Below are 17734 nucleotides of genomic sequence, written 5' to 3'. Positions count from 1 at the left end.
TTGTTGTCGCAATTAAAGCGTTTAGGAGCGGATTCGCTCCTTTACGCGTTTATGAACGTGGGAACGAAACTCATCGCATTTATTATGTTGCCGGTATACACGAGTTTTTTATCGAGAGCCCAATATGGGGTTGTCTATATTTTAGACCAAGTGACATCGATGTTGACTTTCCTTGTTATTTTTGGCACAGATTCGGCGCTATCGTTTTATTACTATGACACAAAGGATGAGAATAAGCGCCTATTGTATGTACGGAATGTCATGTATTTCCGGCTTTTTGTCGTTTTTTTGCTATTTGTGCTGGTACTGTTAGCTGGGCCATGGGTTGCCAAAACGGTGCTGGAAAATCCTCATTATGTCGATTTATTGTACATTAATTTGTTTACGTTGCTTCTTGATACGATTTTCGTGGTCGTTACAACCGTAATGAGATTTGAATTTCAAACAAAAAAAGTTGTTTTATTTACATTGGTCAAAATGCTTCTCGTTGCGGTTCTTTCCTACGCAGCGTTGAAATTTTTTGAACCAACTCCAAAAGGGTTGTTTCTTGGTAGATTAATAAGCAGCGGCATTATTTTCTTTTTTATGCTACATATTGCGGGAAAGTATTTAAAGTTTCATGTGAGACGGGATGTCCTTAAAGAACTGCTTTCTTACGCCGCTCCATTGGCGCCAACCTCTTTAGCGTTTTGGGTAATTGCCAATTCGAGTACTTTTATTATTCAAAAGTTCGCTTCCCTTGAGGAAGTGGGGGTATTTGGGGTAGCGCTGCGCTTAGCAATGATGATTACACTGATTACAAGCGGCGTACAAATGGCTTGGCGTCCTTATTCTATGTCAATGAAAGATAAAGAAAACAGTCCATGGCTGTTTGCGAAAATTTATATGGCTTTATTGCTGTTGGGGCTTTTCGGAATTATAGCGGTTGCAACCATTAGTCCATGGATCATGAAAACGTTTTTTGCTGCGGAGTATTACGAAGCATATCGGTATGTTTCATTTCTTTCGTGTGTTACGTTTTTAAATTTTTATTATCTCATTATTTCTGCCGGTCTCTTTTTTACAAAACAGACGGCGTACATTACCCGTGTGTTTATGATCGCCGCGTTCCTCAATGTCGTTTTAAATTTTATGCTGGTTCCTTTTTGGATTGGATGGGGAGCGGTTGTTGCCAATATTTTCACTTACGTTTTTGCGATATGGTTTATTTTTCGAAAGAGCCAAAAAGTTTATTATGTGCCAGTTTCATTTGGGAAAATGTCCTTCTTATTTGTAAACGCTCTAATTAGCTTAATTACTATTGTGTATATCCAAGAAACAGAAATACATGACGGATGGATTGTGCTTGGATGGATATACTTTCTTCTCATAGTGCTGATTAGTCGCGTAGATGCGGATTTTCGCGCTAAGCCATCACATTTTCATGGGGGTACCGCCGAATAAACACGGGTAATCATCGAAAAAGATAATATCAATGGAGAAACCGATTTTTTGGAGGTGTTATCGATGAAGATTGTCACCGTTTTAGGTGCAAGACCGCAATTTATTAAAGCAGCGCCTGTTTCTCGCGTGTTGCGTCAAAGACATACAGAACTAATTATCCATACAGGGCAACATTATGACGCGAATATGTCTGATATTTTCTTTGAAGAGTTAAACATTCCAAAACCTGATTATCATTTAGGTGTCGGTTCTGGCAGTCATGGGAAGCAGACCGGAGAAATGTTGATCAAGATTGAAGAAGTTGTGTTGAAAGAAAAGCCTGATTATGTACTTGTGTATGGTGACACAAACTCAACGCTTGCCGGCGCACTCGTTGCGGCAAAATTGCATATTCCTGTTCTTCATGTTGAAGCGGGATTGCGCAGTTTTAATAAAAAAATGCCGGAAGAAATTAACCGAATTATGACAGACCATGTATCAGAATTTTTATTTTGTCCTACAGAGACCGCGGTAGAAAATCTAAAGAAAGAAAATATTACGAGAAATGTGATCAACGTTGGGGATGTCATGTACGATGCGGTACTATACAATCAAGAATTGGCACAACAAAAATCAACAATTCTTGCTGATTTAGGGCTGCAGCCGAAACAATATCATTTAATTACGATTCATCGCGCAGAAAATACCGATGATATCCATAATATGAAAAATATCTTAGAGGCATTTTCACAAATCGATGAAATGAAAGTGTGGCCGATTCATCCGCGGACAAAACATAAACTAGCAGAATACGGGTTGGATGCAGCATCCATTCCTAACCTGAAGATCATTGAGCCTGTCGGTTATTTAGATATGTTAACATTAGAAAGCAATGCCAAAAAAATTATTACTGATTCCGGCGGTGTGCAAAAAGAAGCCTACTTTATGAAGGTGCCTTGCGTAACTGTCCGCGAACAAACGGAATGGGTGGAAACATTAGAATCGGAAGCGAATATTTTGGTTGGCACGGATGTAGAAAAGATTGTGGAAGCGGTAAAAAAAGCAGTGAATCCTGTATATGCCAACGTATTTGGTGATGGAAAAGCAGCAGAAAAAATTGTTGCAGCGATTGAACAAGTGTAAGGGTGCGATTCTATGCTGTATGTGCTTTTTTGGATGATCGTATTATGCATATCGACTTTACTGTTTCGTTACGTGGCAGGAACACTTTCGTTTACAAAACCGAACCTTGTCTCCATTGTCTATTACTATTCACTATTAGTTTCTAGTTTTATTGGTGCGTTGTTCATTGCATTAGGTATAGACGACTATTATATGACGAGGAAACTTTTTCGCCCTGATGAATACCGCATGATTGGATTTGTTGTTGTTTGTTTTGTCATGGTGTTTCTGCCGCTATCGATGCTCTTTGTGTCGAAACTGTGCGGGTTTGAGGCGAAACGAGAATTTAATGATTACTTGAAAAAACCGCTTGAGAATATGGCTGCCAATCGCAACGAAATATTTTATTTGTTTTCTGCCTTATCAGCGATTAGTTTCTTAGCTATTATTTATATGATTTGGAAGACGCCTGACATTCCGATTTTTGAGTTGCTAAAAGGCACAGACGAAAGTTTGGCGGAGTTGCGCGTGGAAGCATCGCGTCATTTTCATGGAAACGTATTGTTTCGAAATATTTTTGCTCTCACTCTTACTCCTGTTTTATCGATTATCGTTTATCTTTTTGCTGTGTTGACCAATGAACCTAGATGGAAGCTGCTTTTTGTTTTTCTGTTTGCCGGCGCCGTGTTTGTTAATGTATATGATTTAGCTAAATCTCCGATCTTTTTCTACTTTATTATGTTTTTCCTTGTTCGTATATATATTGGGAAAATGAGATTCTCTCCTGTAAAATTAGTAGTATACGGAATCATTGGCGGCGCTGTTCTCGTAGGGATGTATGTTGTCATTCAAGGGGTCAATGATATTGGAACGTTTTTATCTTACAATAAAGGACCGATTGGCAGACTAATCCTAGCACAAATCGCACCGACATTTTTGCACTTGAATATATTTGGAGAAGCGTTGCCGTTTCTCTATGGGAAAAGTTTACCTTCGGCTTTAACCGGATTGTTTGATATCGATAACGTTCGTTCGGCGCGAATGGTAATGGCTCACGTATTTCCAGAGCGGATTGAAGATGGAACAGGGGGAGTATTGAATACGCTCTTTGTTGCGGAAGCATACGCTAACTTTGGTTATTTAGGCATCATTATTGGCACCCTATACGTAGGAGCGGTAATTCAGCTTTTGTATATTTTCTTTCTTCGTCTGCCGAAAAATCCAATATTTCTTAGTCTGTTTGTCTACTTTTCGATCAACATCCCTCGAACCATTGTCGGGGGTTTTACCGATTTCTTATTCAACCCGATTTGGATATTGCTTATCACGCTGTTTGGGGGATTGGCACTGTTTATGTATATGAAGGACGATATACGGTTAATGCTTCTAAAAAAATTTAACAGTCGATGAGGGATTTAGAATGAAAAAGGTCCTTGTTTACTATCCTTTTCCGCTCGCGAAACAAACGAATAGCGGTTCCAAGTTAAGACCACACGAAATGTATAAAGCGTTTTGTGAATGGGGAGCCAAAGAGGGAATTGAAGTAATTCTTATTTCTGGTACGTCAGCAGAGCGGGAAAAGCAATTTTGTCAGCTTCAGAACGAAGGGAAGCTGACAAATCTTTTGTTCTGCTATATGGAAAACCAAACGATTCCTTTATGGTTGACCGATCCAGAACATAAACCGCAAAAACCATTGATTGATTGGAAAGTATTGCGGTATTTGAAGAAACATCATGTTCCCGTAGGTGTCTTTTATCGTGATGTGTATTGGAAATTTGATGAGCTCTACCCGCTCAAAGGCTGGAAGAAAAAAATTATGCAAACTGTTTATCGGTGGGAAGAGCGATTTTATGAGAAATATTGCGATGTCATTTTTTTACCTAGCATGGAGATGGGAAAGTACGTTTCCATCCGACGCCCGATGGTAGATTTGCCGCCGGGGGGAAAGCGAAAAACGATTCCGCTCAAACAGCGCGATAACAACGTTTCCAAAGCGATTTATGTTGGCGGCATTAACAATGATGACTACGGATTGTTTTTGCTTCTTGATGCATTAGAAATCGTAAATCAGGAAAAAACGATTGTTCATTTAACTGTCGTATGCCGTAAAAATGAATATGATGCCTTACCTGTTTCGAAAAAGGAGCGCATAAAGCAATTAAACGTAGAGGTAAAACATATTAGTGGAGAAGAATTAGATCGTTTGTATGCACAGATGGATTTTGCGCTTATTCCAAGAATTCGCAGCGAATATAATGATTTTTCCGTACCTGTCAAACTTGTTGAATATTTGTCAAATGGATTGCCAATCGTGGCCACATCCTGTTTGGCGCAAAAGCGTTTTATTGAAGAGGATGGGTATGGCATTATTTGTGATGATAATAAACATTCCATGGCCGAAGCAATTCGGGACATGATAGAATATCAAGACGGCTACCGCAACAATATTGTGCGAACATTTGTTGAAAAGCATTCATGGGTGGCAAGAGTAGAAAAAGTGAAAAAGACATTAATGGGGGAAGATGAATGAAAGTATTGCTGTTAGCCCCAAGCAAATCGATTCACACGCATAAATGGGCTTTGTTTTATCAAGAACAAGGTATTGATATAAAAGTAGTTACGTTCAAAGATCATTATTCACCGGAAAACGCGAAAGAAGTCGAAACCATTGTATTGCCAAAATGGCTGCCGGGAAAATTATCGTATATTTCGACTGTATCCACGTTGAAAAAAGTTTTGTCGTCGTTCCAACCAGATATTTTACACTCTCATTATGTATCTAGTTATGGATTTGTCGGTGCCCTTGCCGGGTACCATCCTTTCTATGTTTCCGTATGGGGACGTGATATTTATCAATTCCCAAAACAAAATACATTGAACCGAAAGATTGTGGAGTATACATTAAAAAAAGCAGACGTGATTTGTTCTACAAGTCATGTGATGGCGCAGGAAACGAAGAAATATACAAATAAAGCGGTCGAAGTAACTCCTTTTGGGGTTGATATTACTAAATTTAAACCTCTGCCAAAAGCGGAAGAAAAACGAGAAGTAACGATTGGGACGGTAAAAGCCCTTTCTGATAAGTATGGAATCGCGGATCTCATCAAAGCTTTTGCGAAGATTCGAAAGGATTATCCAAATACGAATTTGCTTATTGTTGGAGATGGACCGCAGAGAAAAGAATACGAGCTGCTAGCGGAACAGTTGGGTGTTCGTGACGTTACTACGTTTACTGGAAGAGTGCCGAACACGGACGTACCAAAGTATATTAATAAGATGGATATTTTTGCTGTTCCATCTACGGAGGATAGTGAAAGCTTTGGCGTGGCGGCGGTAGAGGCGATGGCTTGCGGAGTACCGGTGGTCGTGTCGAATGTAGGAGGATTGCCTGAAGTAGTGAAAGATGGGATAACCGGATTGGTGGTGCCGAAAGAGAGTCCAGAGAAGTTGGCAGAAGCATTTGAAACACTTTTACGTGATCCAAGTTTACGTTCGAAAATGGGGGAAAAAGGAATTCTCCATGTGAAAGAACATTATAATTGGATAGAAAATGCGTCGAGAATGCTTCACTTATACAAGCAAACGTTAAACGAGGTGTGAATCATGATTAAAAAAGCAGTGATTCCAGCAGCGGGGCTTGGCACCCGTTTTCTACCAGCTACAAAAGCGCAGCCAAAAGAGATGCTGCCAATTGTTGATAAACCAACCATTCAATATATTATAGAAGAAGCTGTTCATTCAGGAATTGAAGATATTATCATTGTGACAGGCCGAAACAAACGTGCTATTGAGGATCATTTTGATAAATCGGTTGAGTTAGAGTTGCTTTTAGAAAAAACTGGAAAACATGATATGCTGCAGGTCGTAGAGTCCATTTCAAATTTAGTGGATATTCATTATGTCCGGCAAAAAGAACCTCTTGGACTCGGACATGCTGTATTATGTGCGAAAAAGTTTATTGGTAATGAGCCGTTCGCTGTATTGCTGGGCGATGATATTATTGACAGCGATGTTCCAGCATTAAAGCAGATGATAGAACAGTATGAACGCGTTCAGTCAAGTATTCTAGGGGTAAAAGAAGTGCCTCGTTCCGAAGTGAATAAGTACGGAATCGTTGATTATAATGGTCAAAACGGGGATTTGTTCACTGTCAAAGGCCTTGTTGAAAAACCAGCGGTCGAAGAAGCGCCGTCAACTCAGGCAATTATTGGCCGATATATTTTAACTCCAGCTGTTTTTGACATGTTAGAACAAGTTGCTCCAGATTCCAAAGGAGAAATTCAACTAACCGATGCGATTGATCTTTTATTATCCAAAGAACAAGTGTATTCTTACATTATTAAAGGAATGCGTTATGATGTAGGAGATAAATTTGGTTTTCTCCAAGCTTCGATCGATTTTGCGTTAAAGCGCCCGGATTTAAAAGAGAAATTACAACAATACTTAAAGGAAAAGCTGAAACAATTATGAGAATTATTTATTTGTGCCAGCACTTTCCACCTGAGACGGGCGCACCGCAAATTCGAGTATATGAAGTCAGCAAGGAATTGATCAAAAGAGGCCATCAAGTGGAAGTGTTGACGGCGTTTCCACATCATCCAAAAGGAGTCATTCCAGAAGAGTATCGCGGTATGTTTTATTTATTTGAAGAGTGGGACGGCATCCCTGTTCACCGAACATGGATTTATCCATCGCCAAAAGGTAGTTTTTGGAAGAGATTGGCCTCCTACTTTTCTTTTACATTCAGCTCGTTTTATTCTCTTTTTAAATCGAAGCCGACAGATGTTATTATTTGCAACTCCCCGCCTTTGTTTTTGGGAATTACCGGTTATCTTGGGGCAAAGCTAAAAAGGGCAAAATTTGTATTTAATGTCGCCGATATTTGGCCGGAATCTGCGGTAGAGCTAGGAATTTTAAAAAATAAAGCATTTATCCGGATGGCAAGATGGCTCGAGTTGTTTTTGTACAAAAAGTCATGGAAAATAGCAGCAGCGACGGAAGGTATTCGCGATTATATGATTCAGCAGGGGAAAGCCCCGAATGATGTATTTTTATTACCGAATGGAGTAAATACGGACGTGTTTAAGCCGCTGCCGAAAAATGAGGATCTATTGAGAGAATTGAGACTAGAAGGAAAAGTAGTGTTTACCTATGCGGGAACAATGGGGTATGCACAAGGATTGGATTCCGTTTTGCGAGCAGCGGCTTTGATTAAAGAGGAATATCCAAATGCTCATTTTCTGTTTGTCGGCGATGGCCAGGAACGGGAAAAGCTAATCAAGCTAAAAGACGAGCTGCACCTCGATAATGTTACGTTTTACGGCTCTGTGCCTGTGTCGAAAATGCCTGATATTTTTTCTATATCCGACTATAGTATCGTGTCATTACGCAATATTGACTTATTTAAAGGAGCGCGCCCATCAAAAATTTTCCCGGCTATCGCTACAGGAACACCAGTTCTTTATTGTGGAGCTGGGGAGAGCGCTGAGATTTTGAAAACTCATAACTGTGGAAGAATTGCGCCTCCGGAACAACCGGAAGGAATCGCTGCTGTGATACGGGAGCTAATGCAAATTTCTGAAGAGGAATACCGTATGATGTCAGAAAACGGCAGGAGATTAGCGGTAGAGGAATATTCATGGAGTAGTATCGTTGATGATTTATTAAAACATCTTTCTGAATAAAATATCAAAGGCCATTTTAGGATAAAAAAGAAACCAGCGTGTTCATGTCGGTCACACTGGTTTCTTTTTTTGCCGATTCATCTATATGAACCAAATGTCCCACTTTTAGTAAGAAACTTTTGCTCCTTTATAATAATGCTCAAGAATTTGTTTCGCTGTCCATCCTTTTTCGGCAAATGCTTTTGCTCCATATTGGCTCATGCCGATACGGTGTCCCCAGCCTCTTCCCGTTACCGTAATGGAAGAGACTTTTGCCGGGTCAGAAGAAATCAAAGTGACCCCTGCGGCAGTTTGGACATTTACGTCTTCCGATATCGTCACCGTGCCGTTGGCTGTCTGCACCGTTTGTCCTTTTAAAGAGGTAACAGTTTTTTTCCCTTGCGGTGTTTGTATAAATAATTGCTTACCTTCTTTATTTACTTGAATATCAAACCAACTGGATGGCAGCATTCCGTAATATGATCCGCTGTTAAGAGGAAACAACTTGCGGATTTGATTTTCGTTTCCTTTTACTGTTTTTGTGCCTTCCGAAGTCTCAATCGTTACGGCGCCTACCTCCCCATTCGCGCCGGTTTTGGTGATGGACATATTATATAAAGCTGCTGATGGATTGCGAATGCTAAACGACTGCAAAATCGTGCTAGGAGAAAAGGAAAAAGACCATCGGCTATGCGGCGATGATTCATATGGATCATCAACACTGACAAGATAAGGATAGGCACTTTGATTTGAATTCCATACATCGCCAACGTTGGCTGTTCTCCCACCGCTGGTAGAATGATAAAATGTCTCGATGACTTTCCCTTGGTATTTGATATACAGTCCTTTCGTTGCATCGACGGCTTGATTCGTTCTTTGGTTTTCACCATCAAACCCTTTATACGTTTGGGTATTTGGATTAGTAGTTAATTTGTTTCTATTTACATAAGCGTAGTTTCTAGCAGAAATTGCCTGTGCCTTTAATGCCTCCATTGGCCAGGAAGCAGGCATTTCGCTTGGAACGACACCTTTTAAGTAGTCTTCCATTCCTAAAATATTCACTACTTGAAGAGAGTTGTTTTGCGTGCTGATATCTAGTCCGCCGCGATAACGGGTTTTGTTAACCGTTACTAAGGATAGCGGAGCGGCTCCCTTTGTTTCCTGAATAATAAATCCAGTGCTAGAAAAATCAGATTTGGAATTGTATGTGACAGAAACTCTTGATGGATAATATTGAAAAGTTAATGTTGTTCCGCTTGCCAATGGCGTAATTGTCATTTTTTCTTTATTTAAAATTTGATAGTTTCCATTCACAGAAACTGTAACACTTGTCCCTTTATGTACTAGAACATTGACAGGGTTCTCATAGGTGATAATTTCCATAGCGTTTGAAGAAATGGGAAAAAACAAAAAGAAGATAACAGGAAATAAAAAGAAACATATTTTTTTCACGAATTATTTCACCTCACCGAACTTGGCGGGCATCCAGCCGCGCTGACCGTTTGATAATTGGACGTTATACCATACTTCCTTTTGACTATTGGTAAATGATTGAATGAAGACCAGGCTTGTCCCGCGTTCTACCGTTGCGATGACTGGATATGAGGTGGTTGCCCCTTTTCTAATATCGACTCTATCTGTAGTGATGACCGTTTTTTGTGTATTGTTATTGATGCGCGATGTAGAAACATCACCAGAATATACCCATCCTTTTAAGGTGGAAGAAAGTTCGACCCGATACCATAATCCTTGAGAGGATGTAAATGAATCAATTACCTTTAAAGAGTCACCAGCATTTTTATAGGCAATCACTTTATAATTGGTGGATGCTCCACTGCGAATGGCGACGTTATTCTTTGCTACGTATACGGTTGACGGTAATGTTGGTGTTGAAGGTTGATTAGCTAATTGCTGCTTTAAACGATCAATTTCTTTTTGCTGTGCCTCCACTTTTGCCTTTAGAGAAGCGATGTCGGACTTAATAGGGGATAACTGCGACGTTACCCAATCAACGCTGGCAAGAATTACTTCTTCAGACGCTTTCATAACCGATGGGGTGAAAAAAATCGAGCCAGCAATCATTCCTGCAGCTAGTCCAATTGAAATTGCCCATTTTTTTGTTTTCATGATTTATTACCTCCATTATTTTGATGAAAATGAATGAAAGAGAATAATGGAGTGATATCCATTATTCTCTTTTTTATGTGGATTTAGAAGTTATTAAAATATTCTTCCAAGCCTTTTCGAATGCCTACAGCGGCTTTTTGCCGAAACGCTTTTGTTTTTAAAAGAGCTTCCTCGTTTGGATTAGATATAAAAGCTAATTCTACGAGAATGCTAGGCAATTCATTTTTGCGATTTACATAAAACTCTTGCTGTTTATAGCCTCTATTGTATGTACCTAGTTGCGCTACAAGATGCTTTTGTACAATTTTCGCTAGTTGTTGGCTCTTTGGTCCATTAAAATTAGTTGATATATTATAGTAAGTTGTAGTTCCGCGTGATGTGCGAGAATACGAGTCAGCATGAATACTAATGAATGCGTCATAATCTGAACTATTTGCAATCAAGGTGCGTTCCGCAAGTTCCAGAAATACGTCTTTGCTTCTCGTTAATTTAACAATGGCTCCTGCTTTTTCGAGTTCATCTTTCAGCAATAGAGCAGTGTCAAGGGTTATATCTTTTTCTTTTAAACCACTTGGTCCGATAGCACCTGGATCATGTGCGCCATGTCCGGCGTCAATAATAATTTTTTTTCCTTTTAAGCCTCTTTCCATCACTTTAATAGACAGCTTATCCGTATAGTTGCGAAGCGTAAATGTATATCCAGGTGAGAATGTAACAATTAACGAGTTATCTATCTTCTCTATTGAGCGAATACCTTTAATAGAAAAGGAAGGTATTTCGGCATATGAGAAAGAACCAGTAATTTTTAAACGATTTTCGGAAAGAATCGTGTAGGACACTTTAAAATTAGACGTTTTCTTCCAAATTAAATAAGTTTCGTTGGCAGTTTCCTGTTTGATTGGGTCAATAAAACTGTTCAATGCGATAGAGGAAGTTTGAGCTTTTTCCACCCATCCTCGTATTCCTGAAGTTGTTTCTGCATAAATCCATCCATTATATTCATAAAGGTAAACGAGTCGTTCATTTGCGCTTAACGTTTTGGTAATCTTATAGTTTTTAGACGCTCCACGACGCAAGGCGGCAGCTGAACTTTTAGCATATACATATTCTATTTTATTTACTTCAAATTCCGGCATCCAGCCTGTTTTTCCCGATGGAGATACTACTTGTATCCAATTAAATGACGAACCCGGAACGGTCTGTTTTACAGTAACTTGCTTATTTTTCGAAACTCTTTCGACCACTGCAGAGTTGAAACGTGGTTCTGCATATAGAACAGCATTATTAGTCGTGATTGTTTTTTTGACGTTTGTTGATGGTGTGGTGGAGTTGTTGTTTTCTTTTACTACCGTTTCATGAACCCAGCCAATTTGTTTATTTGCCAAAGAGATTTTGTACCACGTTGCACCTTTTTCGTCAGTAGCGGTAGCAACTCCATGCAACAATGTTCCCTTTTTTAACTGCGTCAAGACTTTTGAACTAAGTGAAGGAGCTTGCCGGACATTAGCAGTGGAAACATGAACGACAAGTTGGTAAGAACCTTTTTTTTCATTTTTTGGAGAAGAGCCCGATACTAAATTTGGCGCAGAAACGGCCACTGTGTTTTTTAGTACTTTTTCTGGGACCCATCCTTTTATGTTTCCTAAATCAACACGATACCAAATTTCTTTTGTGTTCGTTACAAATGCATCTATAACGGTTACCGTTTGGCCACTTTTTAAAGTTGCCACGCTTAGATAGTTAATACTTGCCCCGCGGCGCACGGGAGAAGATTGTGTAGCTGTCATTTTAGCAGGCAGAGATTTCGGGAGACCGTCTGCGATATGTAATTTTTCCGCTTTCACCCAACCTTTTACTCCAGATGTTTCTACTCGGAAGTATTTTTCTTGAAGAGAGTTTGTGAATTCATCTATAATCTTCACGATATTGCCATTGTTTAACGTTTTGACAAGAGGATAATTAGAAGAAGCGCCTTTTCGCATAGCCACATTATTTTCAGATATAACTGCTTGCTTGCCAATGACGGTTTCTTTTTTCGCCGTAAAGTTTTCCGCTAATGACCATCCTGTCACGCGTTCAAATTGAACACGATACCATACTTCTCCAAATGCATTTTTAAATTCGTCAATAACGGTAACTTCACGCCCCAGTGGAATGGAACTTACGATTGAATAGGATTGGGTAGCTCCTCTTCTCAACACGGTATTTTTTTCCGCCACCATTTGCATTGGATATTGATTGGATACGGCATCCCCTGCGGCAAGTGAGATTGTGGGCCATAAAGAACAAGTTACAAGAATTGTAGAAACGATGAGTTTTTTCACGAATGATATCCCTCCGTGTTGTATCTTTAATCTTTTTCTATACTATAATAGCGAATTTTGGCGGATTTTCCAATGCGAATAAAGTGCTATATAGGAGTATTGAGAGGAAAAAGGAATGGAATTGTTGAAAATAATGAAGGAAAACGTAAATGGATATGAATTCCTCAGTAGCAATAGTCACCTAGCTTAAACTTTCAAAAAAAAAAAAGCCTCCCTATAAGCTTACGTAGATGAGGGAGGCTCTGGTAATTAGTTGGAAGTGACGAAATCGGAGTCGTTTTGTGTAAACGAGGTAGTCTCCTTCTCCTCTAAAGCTTGTTGTAGTGTTTTTGTAATTTCGGCAACGGATTGTTCAGCTGGGATATAGTAATACACCCCATTAATGGTATCATCATACCCCTTTAGATGAAGGGTTTCTACACGGGCATCATCCATTTTTTGATATAGATAAATAAAAGATAACAAATCGGAAGGAGGAATATTTGTACGAACATGGTCTCCTAAGTTAGCGATCACATCATCAAGTTTTGTTAAGGAAGTAATCGATGTACTTTTCTCTATAATCGCTTTAATGACTTGTTTTTGACGTTCGTTTCTTCCGAAATCGCCTTTTGGATCCGATTTTCTCATTCGTACATAAGCAAGCGCTTCGTTTCCATTCAGTTTTTGTTTGCCTTTATGAAACGTATGCCATTTTAAGGAACCGGTTAGTTGAGCTTTAAATGTAAACGGCACATTGACCGTAATTCCACCTAGGGAATCGACTATTTTTTCGAATCCTTCGAAGTCGGTTGTGATGTAATAATCAATTGGAACATCAATCAACTCATTGACAGCGGCGATTGTTGACTCAATGCCACCGTAGCTGTAAGAGTGTGTAATTTTATCTTTTCTGCCTTCCGAAGGGATGTAAACGCGCGTATCACGCGGGATACTTAATAAATAAACTTTTTTTGTTTTTGGGTTAACGGTTAGAAGCATGATCACGTCCGAACGGCCTTCTTCGTCGTGATATTGATTTTCTACACCAACAAGTAAAATCGTGACAGGATCTTTTCGTATTTCAATTTTTTTATCGCGCTTTTTCCATAGATTGGATGGGTTTAGTGCTTCGTATATTTTTTCCGATGCTTTTTTTGTTTCTAAATATATATTGTAACCAAACACACTGATCGACCCGATAAATAGAAAAAACAGCATAAGTAAAATCATACGGATTTTTTTCTTTTTCTTCTTCCTTTTTTTTACTAATTTTCTTGCATTTCTTGAGTCAACCATAGTAACCCTCTTTTCAGTTAATTTTTACAAAAAGTTGTTTACCGACTCAATATTTGCTTTCTTCCTATATTTCGATTTGTTGTTCTAAATACTCCGTCTCCCCTTCTTTTATTTCCGATCTTCCATTGGTAAGTTCCATCATCCATTCGATGAACGTTTGTTTTTTTTCTTCATCAACGAAAATTTCTAGCTCGACATTTTCTAAATAATGGATATCCTTTATAGTATATACAGAAGAGCGCAATTCATTTTCCACTTTTCCGAGCCATGTGTAGTCAATGACAACATGCATGACGCGCACAAGGCGGCGTTCGACAATGCCAGCTGCCTTAAGCCCTTCTGATACGGATTTTCCGTAAGCACGAACAAGACCGCCCGCCCCGAGTTTAATGCCGCCAAAATAGCGGGTGACGACGGCGACGGTATCTTTTAATCCTTTTTTCTTTAACACTTCCAGCATCGGAACGCCAGCGGTGCCGCTTGGCTCGCCGTCATCGTTCGCTTTTTGAATTTGGTCGTGTTCGCCGATGATATAGGCAGAACAGTTATGTGTTGCGTCCCAATGCTTTTTTTTAATTTGCTGGATAAACTCAATTGCTTCCTCTTCTGTTGTTGCTCTATTGATATAGCAAATGAAACGGGATTTTTCAATAATGATTTCGTTTTCTCCGTACCCTTTTACTGTGTAATATTTTTGTAACAAAACAAAAATCACCCCACTGTTACACAAAGGAGTTTCAAAAATTCGATAAGTTTTGGACAAAAACATGTTATACTAATTTAGTAGAAAAAGAAATAGATTGTTATTGTTATTGGATGCTTTTTTATTATAAATCGACAACATTTTTCCTTCAAATAAATTTTTTTGGTGCAGATATACAAAATTAGAAAGCAGCGCAGCAAAGCGTTTACGGGGGATCTTGTATGTCTTCAAATAAAACGTTGGATGCAAAGGAATTAGATAAAATTGTCGAAAAAATGATCGACACCGTTCAACATAGCAAGGACGAAATTTTTCGGATCGGTGAACAGTCACGCCAAGAACATGAACAGCTGCTTCAAGAATTGTTGGAAGTGAAGATGCTAACCAAACAGACGATTGAAGAGGCGGATAAACTGGAAATACAAACCCGGCTGTCTCGGCAGCGCCTTGCGGAAGTAAGCAAGGATTTTTCGCTATATTCGGAAGAGGAAATTCGTGAAGCATACGAAAAGGCCCATGAATTGCACATGGAGCTGGCGATGATCCGCGAGCGGGAAAAACAGCTGCGGCTGCGGCGCGATGAGCTCGAGCGGCGCTTAGTTGGGCTGAAGGAAACGATCGAACGGGCAGAGCATTTAGTTGGACAAATTACGGTTGTTCTTGATTATTTAAACAGCGACTTCCGTCAAGTGGGGGAATTTATTGAAGGTGCTAAACAAAAACAAGAGTTTGGGTTAAAAATTATCGAGGCGCAAGAAGAGGAAAGAAAACGGCTATCGCGGGAAATTCATGATGGTCCAGCGCAAACGCTCGCCCATGCCATTCTTCGTTCCGACTTCATTGAAAAAGTGTTAAAAGATCGCGGCATTGAAGCGGCGATTGCCGAAATTCGCGATTTTAAAAAAATGGTTCGTTCTGCTCTTTATGAGGTACGAAGAATTATTTATGATTTGCGACCAATGGCGCTTGACGATTTAGGTTTAATTCCTACACTAAGAAAATACCTACAAACGATCGAAGATTATAATAGGGAGATTGCCGTCTCCTTTGTACACATTGGTGAAGAAGTAAGACTACCGGCCCGAATGGAAGTTGCGGTGTTCCGTCTCGTTCAAGAATCAGTACAAAATGCCCTGAAGCATGCGGAAGCGACCGAAATTCAAGTGAGAACGGAAATGAATAACAACCAGCTGTTTGTGATGGTAAAAGATAATGGGAAAGGATTTGACACAACGGTAAAAAAAGAGAATGCTTTTGGACTTATTGGCATGAAAGAACGGGTCGAATTGTTGCAAGGGACATTAACGATTCGGTCAAAGATTGGATTCGGTACAACGATTTTCATTCGTATTCCGTTGAATGTATAACGTAACATAATCAACAAAGGGAGGAGAGGTTATGAAAACACGCATCGCCATTATTGATGATCATCAACTATTTCGGGAAGGGATTAAGCGAATTTTAGAGTTTGAAGAGGAGTTTGAAGTCGTTGCAGAAGGCGCGGACGGAAGCGAAGCCCTTTCGATTGTAGAAGAGCATCGCCCTGACATTGTCATTATGGACATTAACATGCCGAACATCAATGGAGTAGAGGCAACGAAACAGCTGATTGAAACGTATCCTGATACAAAAGTTGTCGTTCTTTCGATTCATGATGATGAAAACTATGTGATGCGCGCATTGCAAACAGGGGCTACCGGCTATTTATTAAAAGAAATGGATGCAGATACATTGATTGAAGCGGTGAAAATCGTCGCAGAAGGCGGCTCGTACTTGCATCCGAAAGTGACGCACAATTTGATTCGCGAATACCGCCGGCTTGCATCGGAAAAAGGCGAAAACAAAGAAAGAAAACGTGAAGTCCGCTGGCCGCTTCATCTATTAACGCGCCGTGAATGTGAAGTATTGCAGCTATTAGCAGACGGAAAAAGCAACCGCGGTATCGGTGAGGCGCTATATATCAGCGAAAAAACGGTGAAAAATCATGTAAGCAACATTTTACAAAAATTAAATGTCAATGATCGTACACAAGCGGTCGTTGTCGCCATCAAAAACGGCTGGGTCGAAGTGCGCTAATGTTTGCGGAAAATGGCTGGACAATTTATTGCTATTGGATAATGAATTTCGTCCCTTTTTTTTGTTACAATAGGTAATAAAGACTAATGAACGAGGAAGGTATGAACGATGAAAACAGCTATTGTAACGGATAGCACCGCTTATATTCCGAAAGAAGTGCGCGATAAGCTAAGGATTCATATGATTCCGTTGAGCGTCTCGTTTGGCGCGGAAACGTATCGTGAGGAAATAGATATTAGCACGGAACAATTTTACGACAAAGTAAAGCAGCATAAAGAGCTGCCGACCACCTCCCAGCCAGCGGTTGGCGAATTTGTCGAACTATTTACATCGCTCCGTGACGAAGGATACGATGCGGTCATTAGCATCCATCTCTCGAGCGGCATTAGCGGCACGTACCAAGGCGCGCTGACGGCAGGAAATATGGTCGATGGTCTGCAAGTGTACGCGTATGATTCGGAAATCAGCTGCATGGCCCAAGGTTTTTACACGATCGAAGCGGCGAAGATGGCGCTTGATGGGAAAACGCCAGAGGAAATCATCGCACGGCTCGATGAAGTGAAAAAAACGTTGCGCGCTTACTTTATGGTAGACGATTTATCGCATTTGCAGCGCGGTGGAAGATTGACAGGCGCGCAGGCGTTCATCGGCGGACTGCTGCAAATTAAGCCGCTGCTTCACTTTGAAAATAAAGTGATCGTTCCGTTTGAAAAAAATTCGCACGCGCAAAAAAGCAGTGAAACGGATTGAAGAATTGTTTGCCGAAGACGCAGCCAAAGGAGTGCCGCTCAAGGCGGCGATCATTCACGCGAATCGTCCAGATGAGGCGGAACAATGGAAGCAGGAACTGGCAAGCAAGTATCCGCATGTCGAATTCATGGTGAGCTACTTCGGCCCAGTCATCGGAACCCATCTTGGTGAAGGTGCGTTAGGACTAACATGGTATCAACCGTAATCTTGCTGATCCCTATGCCGCAAAGCTTTATGCGGCATAGGGATGAACAATATGAAATGGA

At 40.2% G+C, this 17734-nt stretch carries 14 protein-coding genes and 1 pseudogene; 10 read left to right on the top strand and 5 right to left on the bottom strand.

The annotated features are described in order from the left end of the window. The 7 genes from DER53_RS03260 to DER53_RS03230 all read left to right on the top strand — a co-directional run bounded on the left by DER53_RS03260 (position 1) and on the right by DER53_RS03230 (position 8231). A complete protein-coding gene (locus DER53_RS03260) occupies positions 1–1443 on the top strand; it encodes a lipopolysaccharide biosynthesis protein (protein ID WP_062756098.1) in 1443 nt (480 codons plus the stop codon). A 63-nt stretch (positions 1444–1506) separates the two neighbouring features. Continuing rightward, positions 1507–2565 (top strand): non-hydrolyzing UDP-N-acetylglucosamine 2-epimerase, encoded by a 1059-nt coding sequence (gene wecB, locus DER53_RS03255; RefSeq protein WP_062756100.1) that lies wholly within the window; start codon positions 1507–1509, stop codon positions 2563–2565. A 12-nt stretch (positions 2566–2577) separates the two neighbouring features. Then, entirely contained in the window at positions 2578–3954 is a 1377-nt protein-coding gene (locus tag DER53_RS03250) for an O-antigen polymerase (protein ID WP_062756102.1), read from the top strand. A 10-nt stretch (positions 3955–3964) separates the two neighbouring features. After that, complete coding sequence (locus DER53_RS03245) at positions 3965–5077, top strand: glycosyltransferase (RefSeq protein ID WP_062756104.1); 1113 nt, start codon at positions 3965–3967, stop codon at positions 5075–5077. Further along, positions 5074–6147, top strand: coding sequence for a glycosyltransferase (locus tag DER53_RS03240; protein ID WP_062756106.1), 1074 nt, complete (start codon positions 5074–5076; stop codon positions 6145–6147). Before DER53_RS03245 ends, DER53_RS03240 begins: the two co-directional genes overlap by 4 nt. 3 nt (positions 6148–6150) lie before the next feature. Next, positions 6151–7017, top strand: coding sequence for a UTP--glucose-1-phosphate uridylyltransferase GalU (gene galU / locus DER53_RS03235; RefSeq protein ID WP_062756107.1), 867 nt, complete (start codon positions 6151–6153; stop codon positions 7015–7017). Then, positions 7014–8231 carry a glycosyltransferase family 4 protein gene (locus DER53_RS03230; protein WP_062756109.1) on the top strand — a complete coding sequence of 406 codons (1218 nt, stop codon included), beginning with the start codon at positions 7014–7016 and terminating at the stop codon, positions 8229–8231. Before galU ends, DER53_RS03230 begins: the two co-directional genes overlap by 4 nt. A 105-nt stretch (positions 8232–8336) precedes the next feature. Here DER53_RS03230 and DER53_RS03225 read toward each other — a convergent pair whose 3' ends face one another. The 5 genes from DER53_RS03225 to DER53_RS03205 form a co-directional block, all read right to left on the bottom strand. After that, positions 8337–9662, bottom strand: a complete 1326-nt coding sequence (locus DER53_RS03225; RefSeq protein WP_062756111.1) for a SpoIID/LytB domain-containing protein — start codon at positions 9660–9662, stop codon at positions 8337–8339. A gap of 3 nt (positions 9663–9665) precedes the next feature. Beyond that, positions 9666–10340: an SH3 domain-containing protein gene (locus tag DER53_RS03220; protein ID WP_062756113.1), complete on the bottom strand. Its 675-nt coding sequence runs from the start codon at positions 10338–10340 to the stop codon at positions 9666–9668. 80 nt (positions 10341–10420) lie between these two features. Then, positions 10421–12661, bottom strand: coding sequence for an N-acetylmuramoyl-L-alanine amidase family protein (locus DER53_RS03215; RefSeq protein WP_062756115.1), 2241 nt, complete (start codon positions 12659–12661; stop codon positions 10421–10423). A 249-nt stretch (positions 12662–12910) separates the two neighbouring features. After that, entirely contained in the window at positions 12911–13939 is a 1029-nt protein-coding gene (locus DER53_RS03210) for an LCP family protein (RefSeq protein ID WP_062756116.1), read from the bottom strand. A 64-nt stretch (positions 13940–14003) separates the two neighbouring features. Further along, positions 14004–14642 carry a YigZ family protein gene (locus tag DER53_RS03205; RefSeq protein WP_062756118.1) on the bottom strand — a complete coding sequence of 213 codons (639 nt, stop codon included), beginning with the start codon at positions 14640–14642 and terminating at the stop codon, positions 14004–14006. A 221-nt stretch (positions 14643–14863) separates the two neighbouring features. Here DER53_RS03205 and DER53_RS03200 point away from each other — a divergent pair, with 221 nt between their 5' ends. From DER53_RS03200 to DER53_RS03190, 3 genes and pseudogenes are all read left to right on the top strand, one after another. Next, positions 14864–16009: a sensor histidine kinase gene (locus DER53_RS03200; RefSeq protein ID WP_062756120.1), complete on the top strand. Its 1146-nt coding sequence runs from the start codon at positions 14864–14866 to the stop codon at positions 16007–16009. A gap of 31 nt (positions 16010–16040) precedes the next feature. Further along, a complete protein-coding gene (locus DER53_RS03195; RefSeq protein ID WP_015865096.1) occupies positions 16041–16718 on the top strand; it encodes a response regulator in 678 nt (225 codons plus the stop codon). Positions 16719–16826: 108 nt separating this feature from the next. Then, positions 16827–17673: pseudogene (locus tag DER53_RS03190) on the top strand (DegV family protein). Positions 17674–17734 lie beyond the last annotated feature (61 nt).

Origin of the sequence: Parageobacillus toebii NBRC 107807, assembly GCF_003688615.2 — a bacterium.
GTDB classification, from domain to species: Bacteria; Bacillota; Bacilli; order Bacillales; family Anoxybacillaceae; genus Parageobacillus_B; species Parageobacillus_B toebii.
The sequence above is the reverse complement of the archived record's forward strand: the minus strand, read 5'-3'. Positions and strand labels throughout refer to the sequence as shown.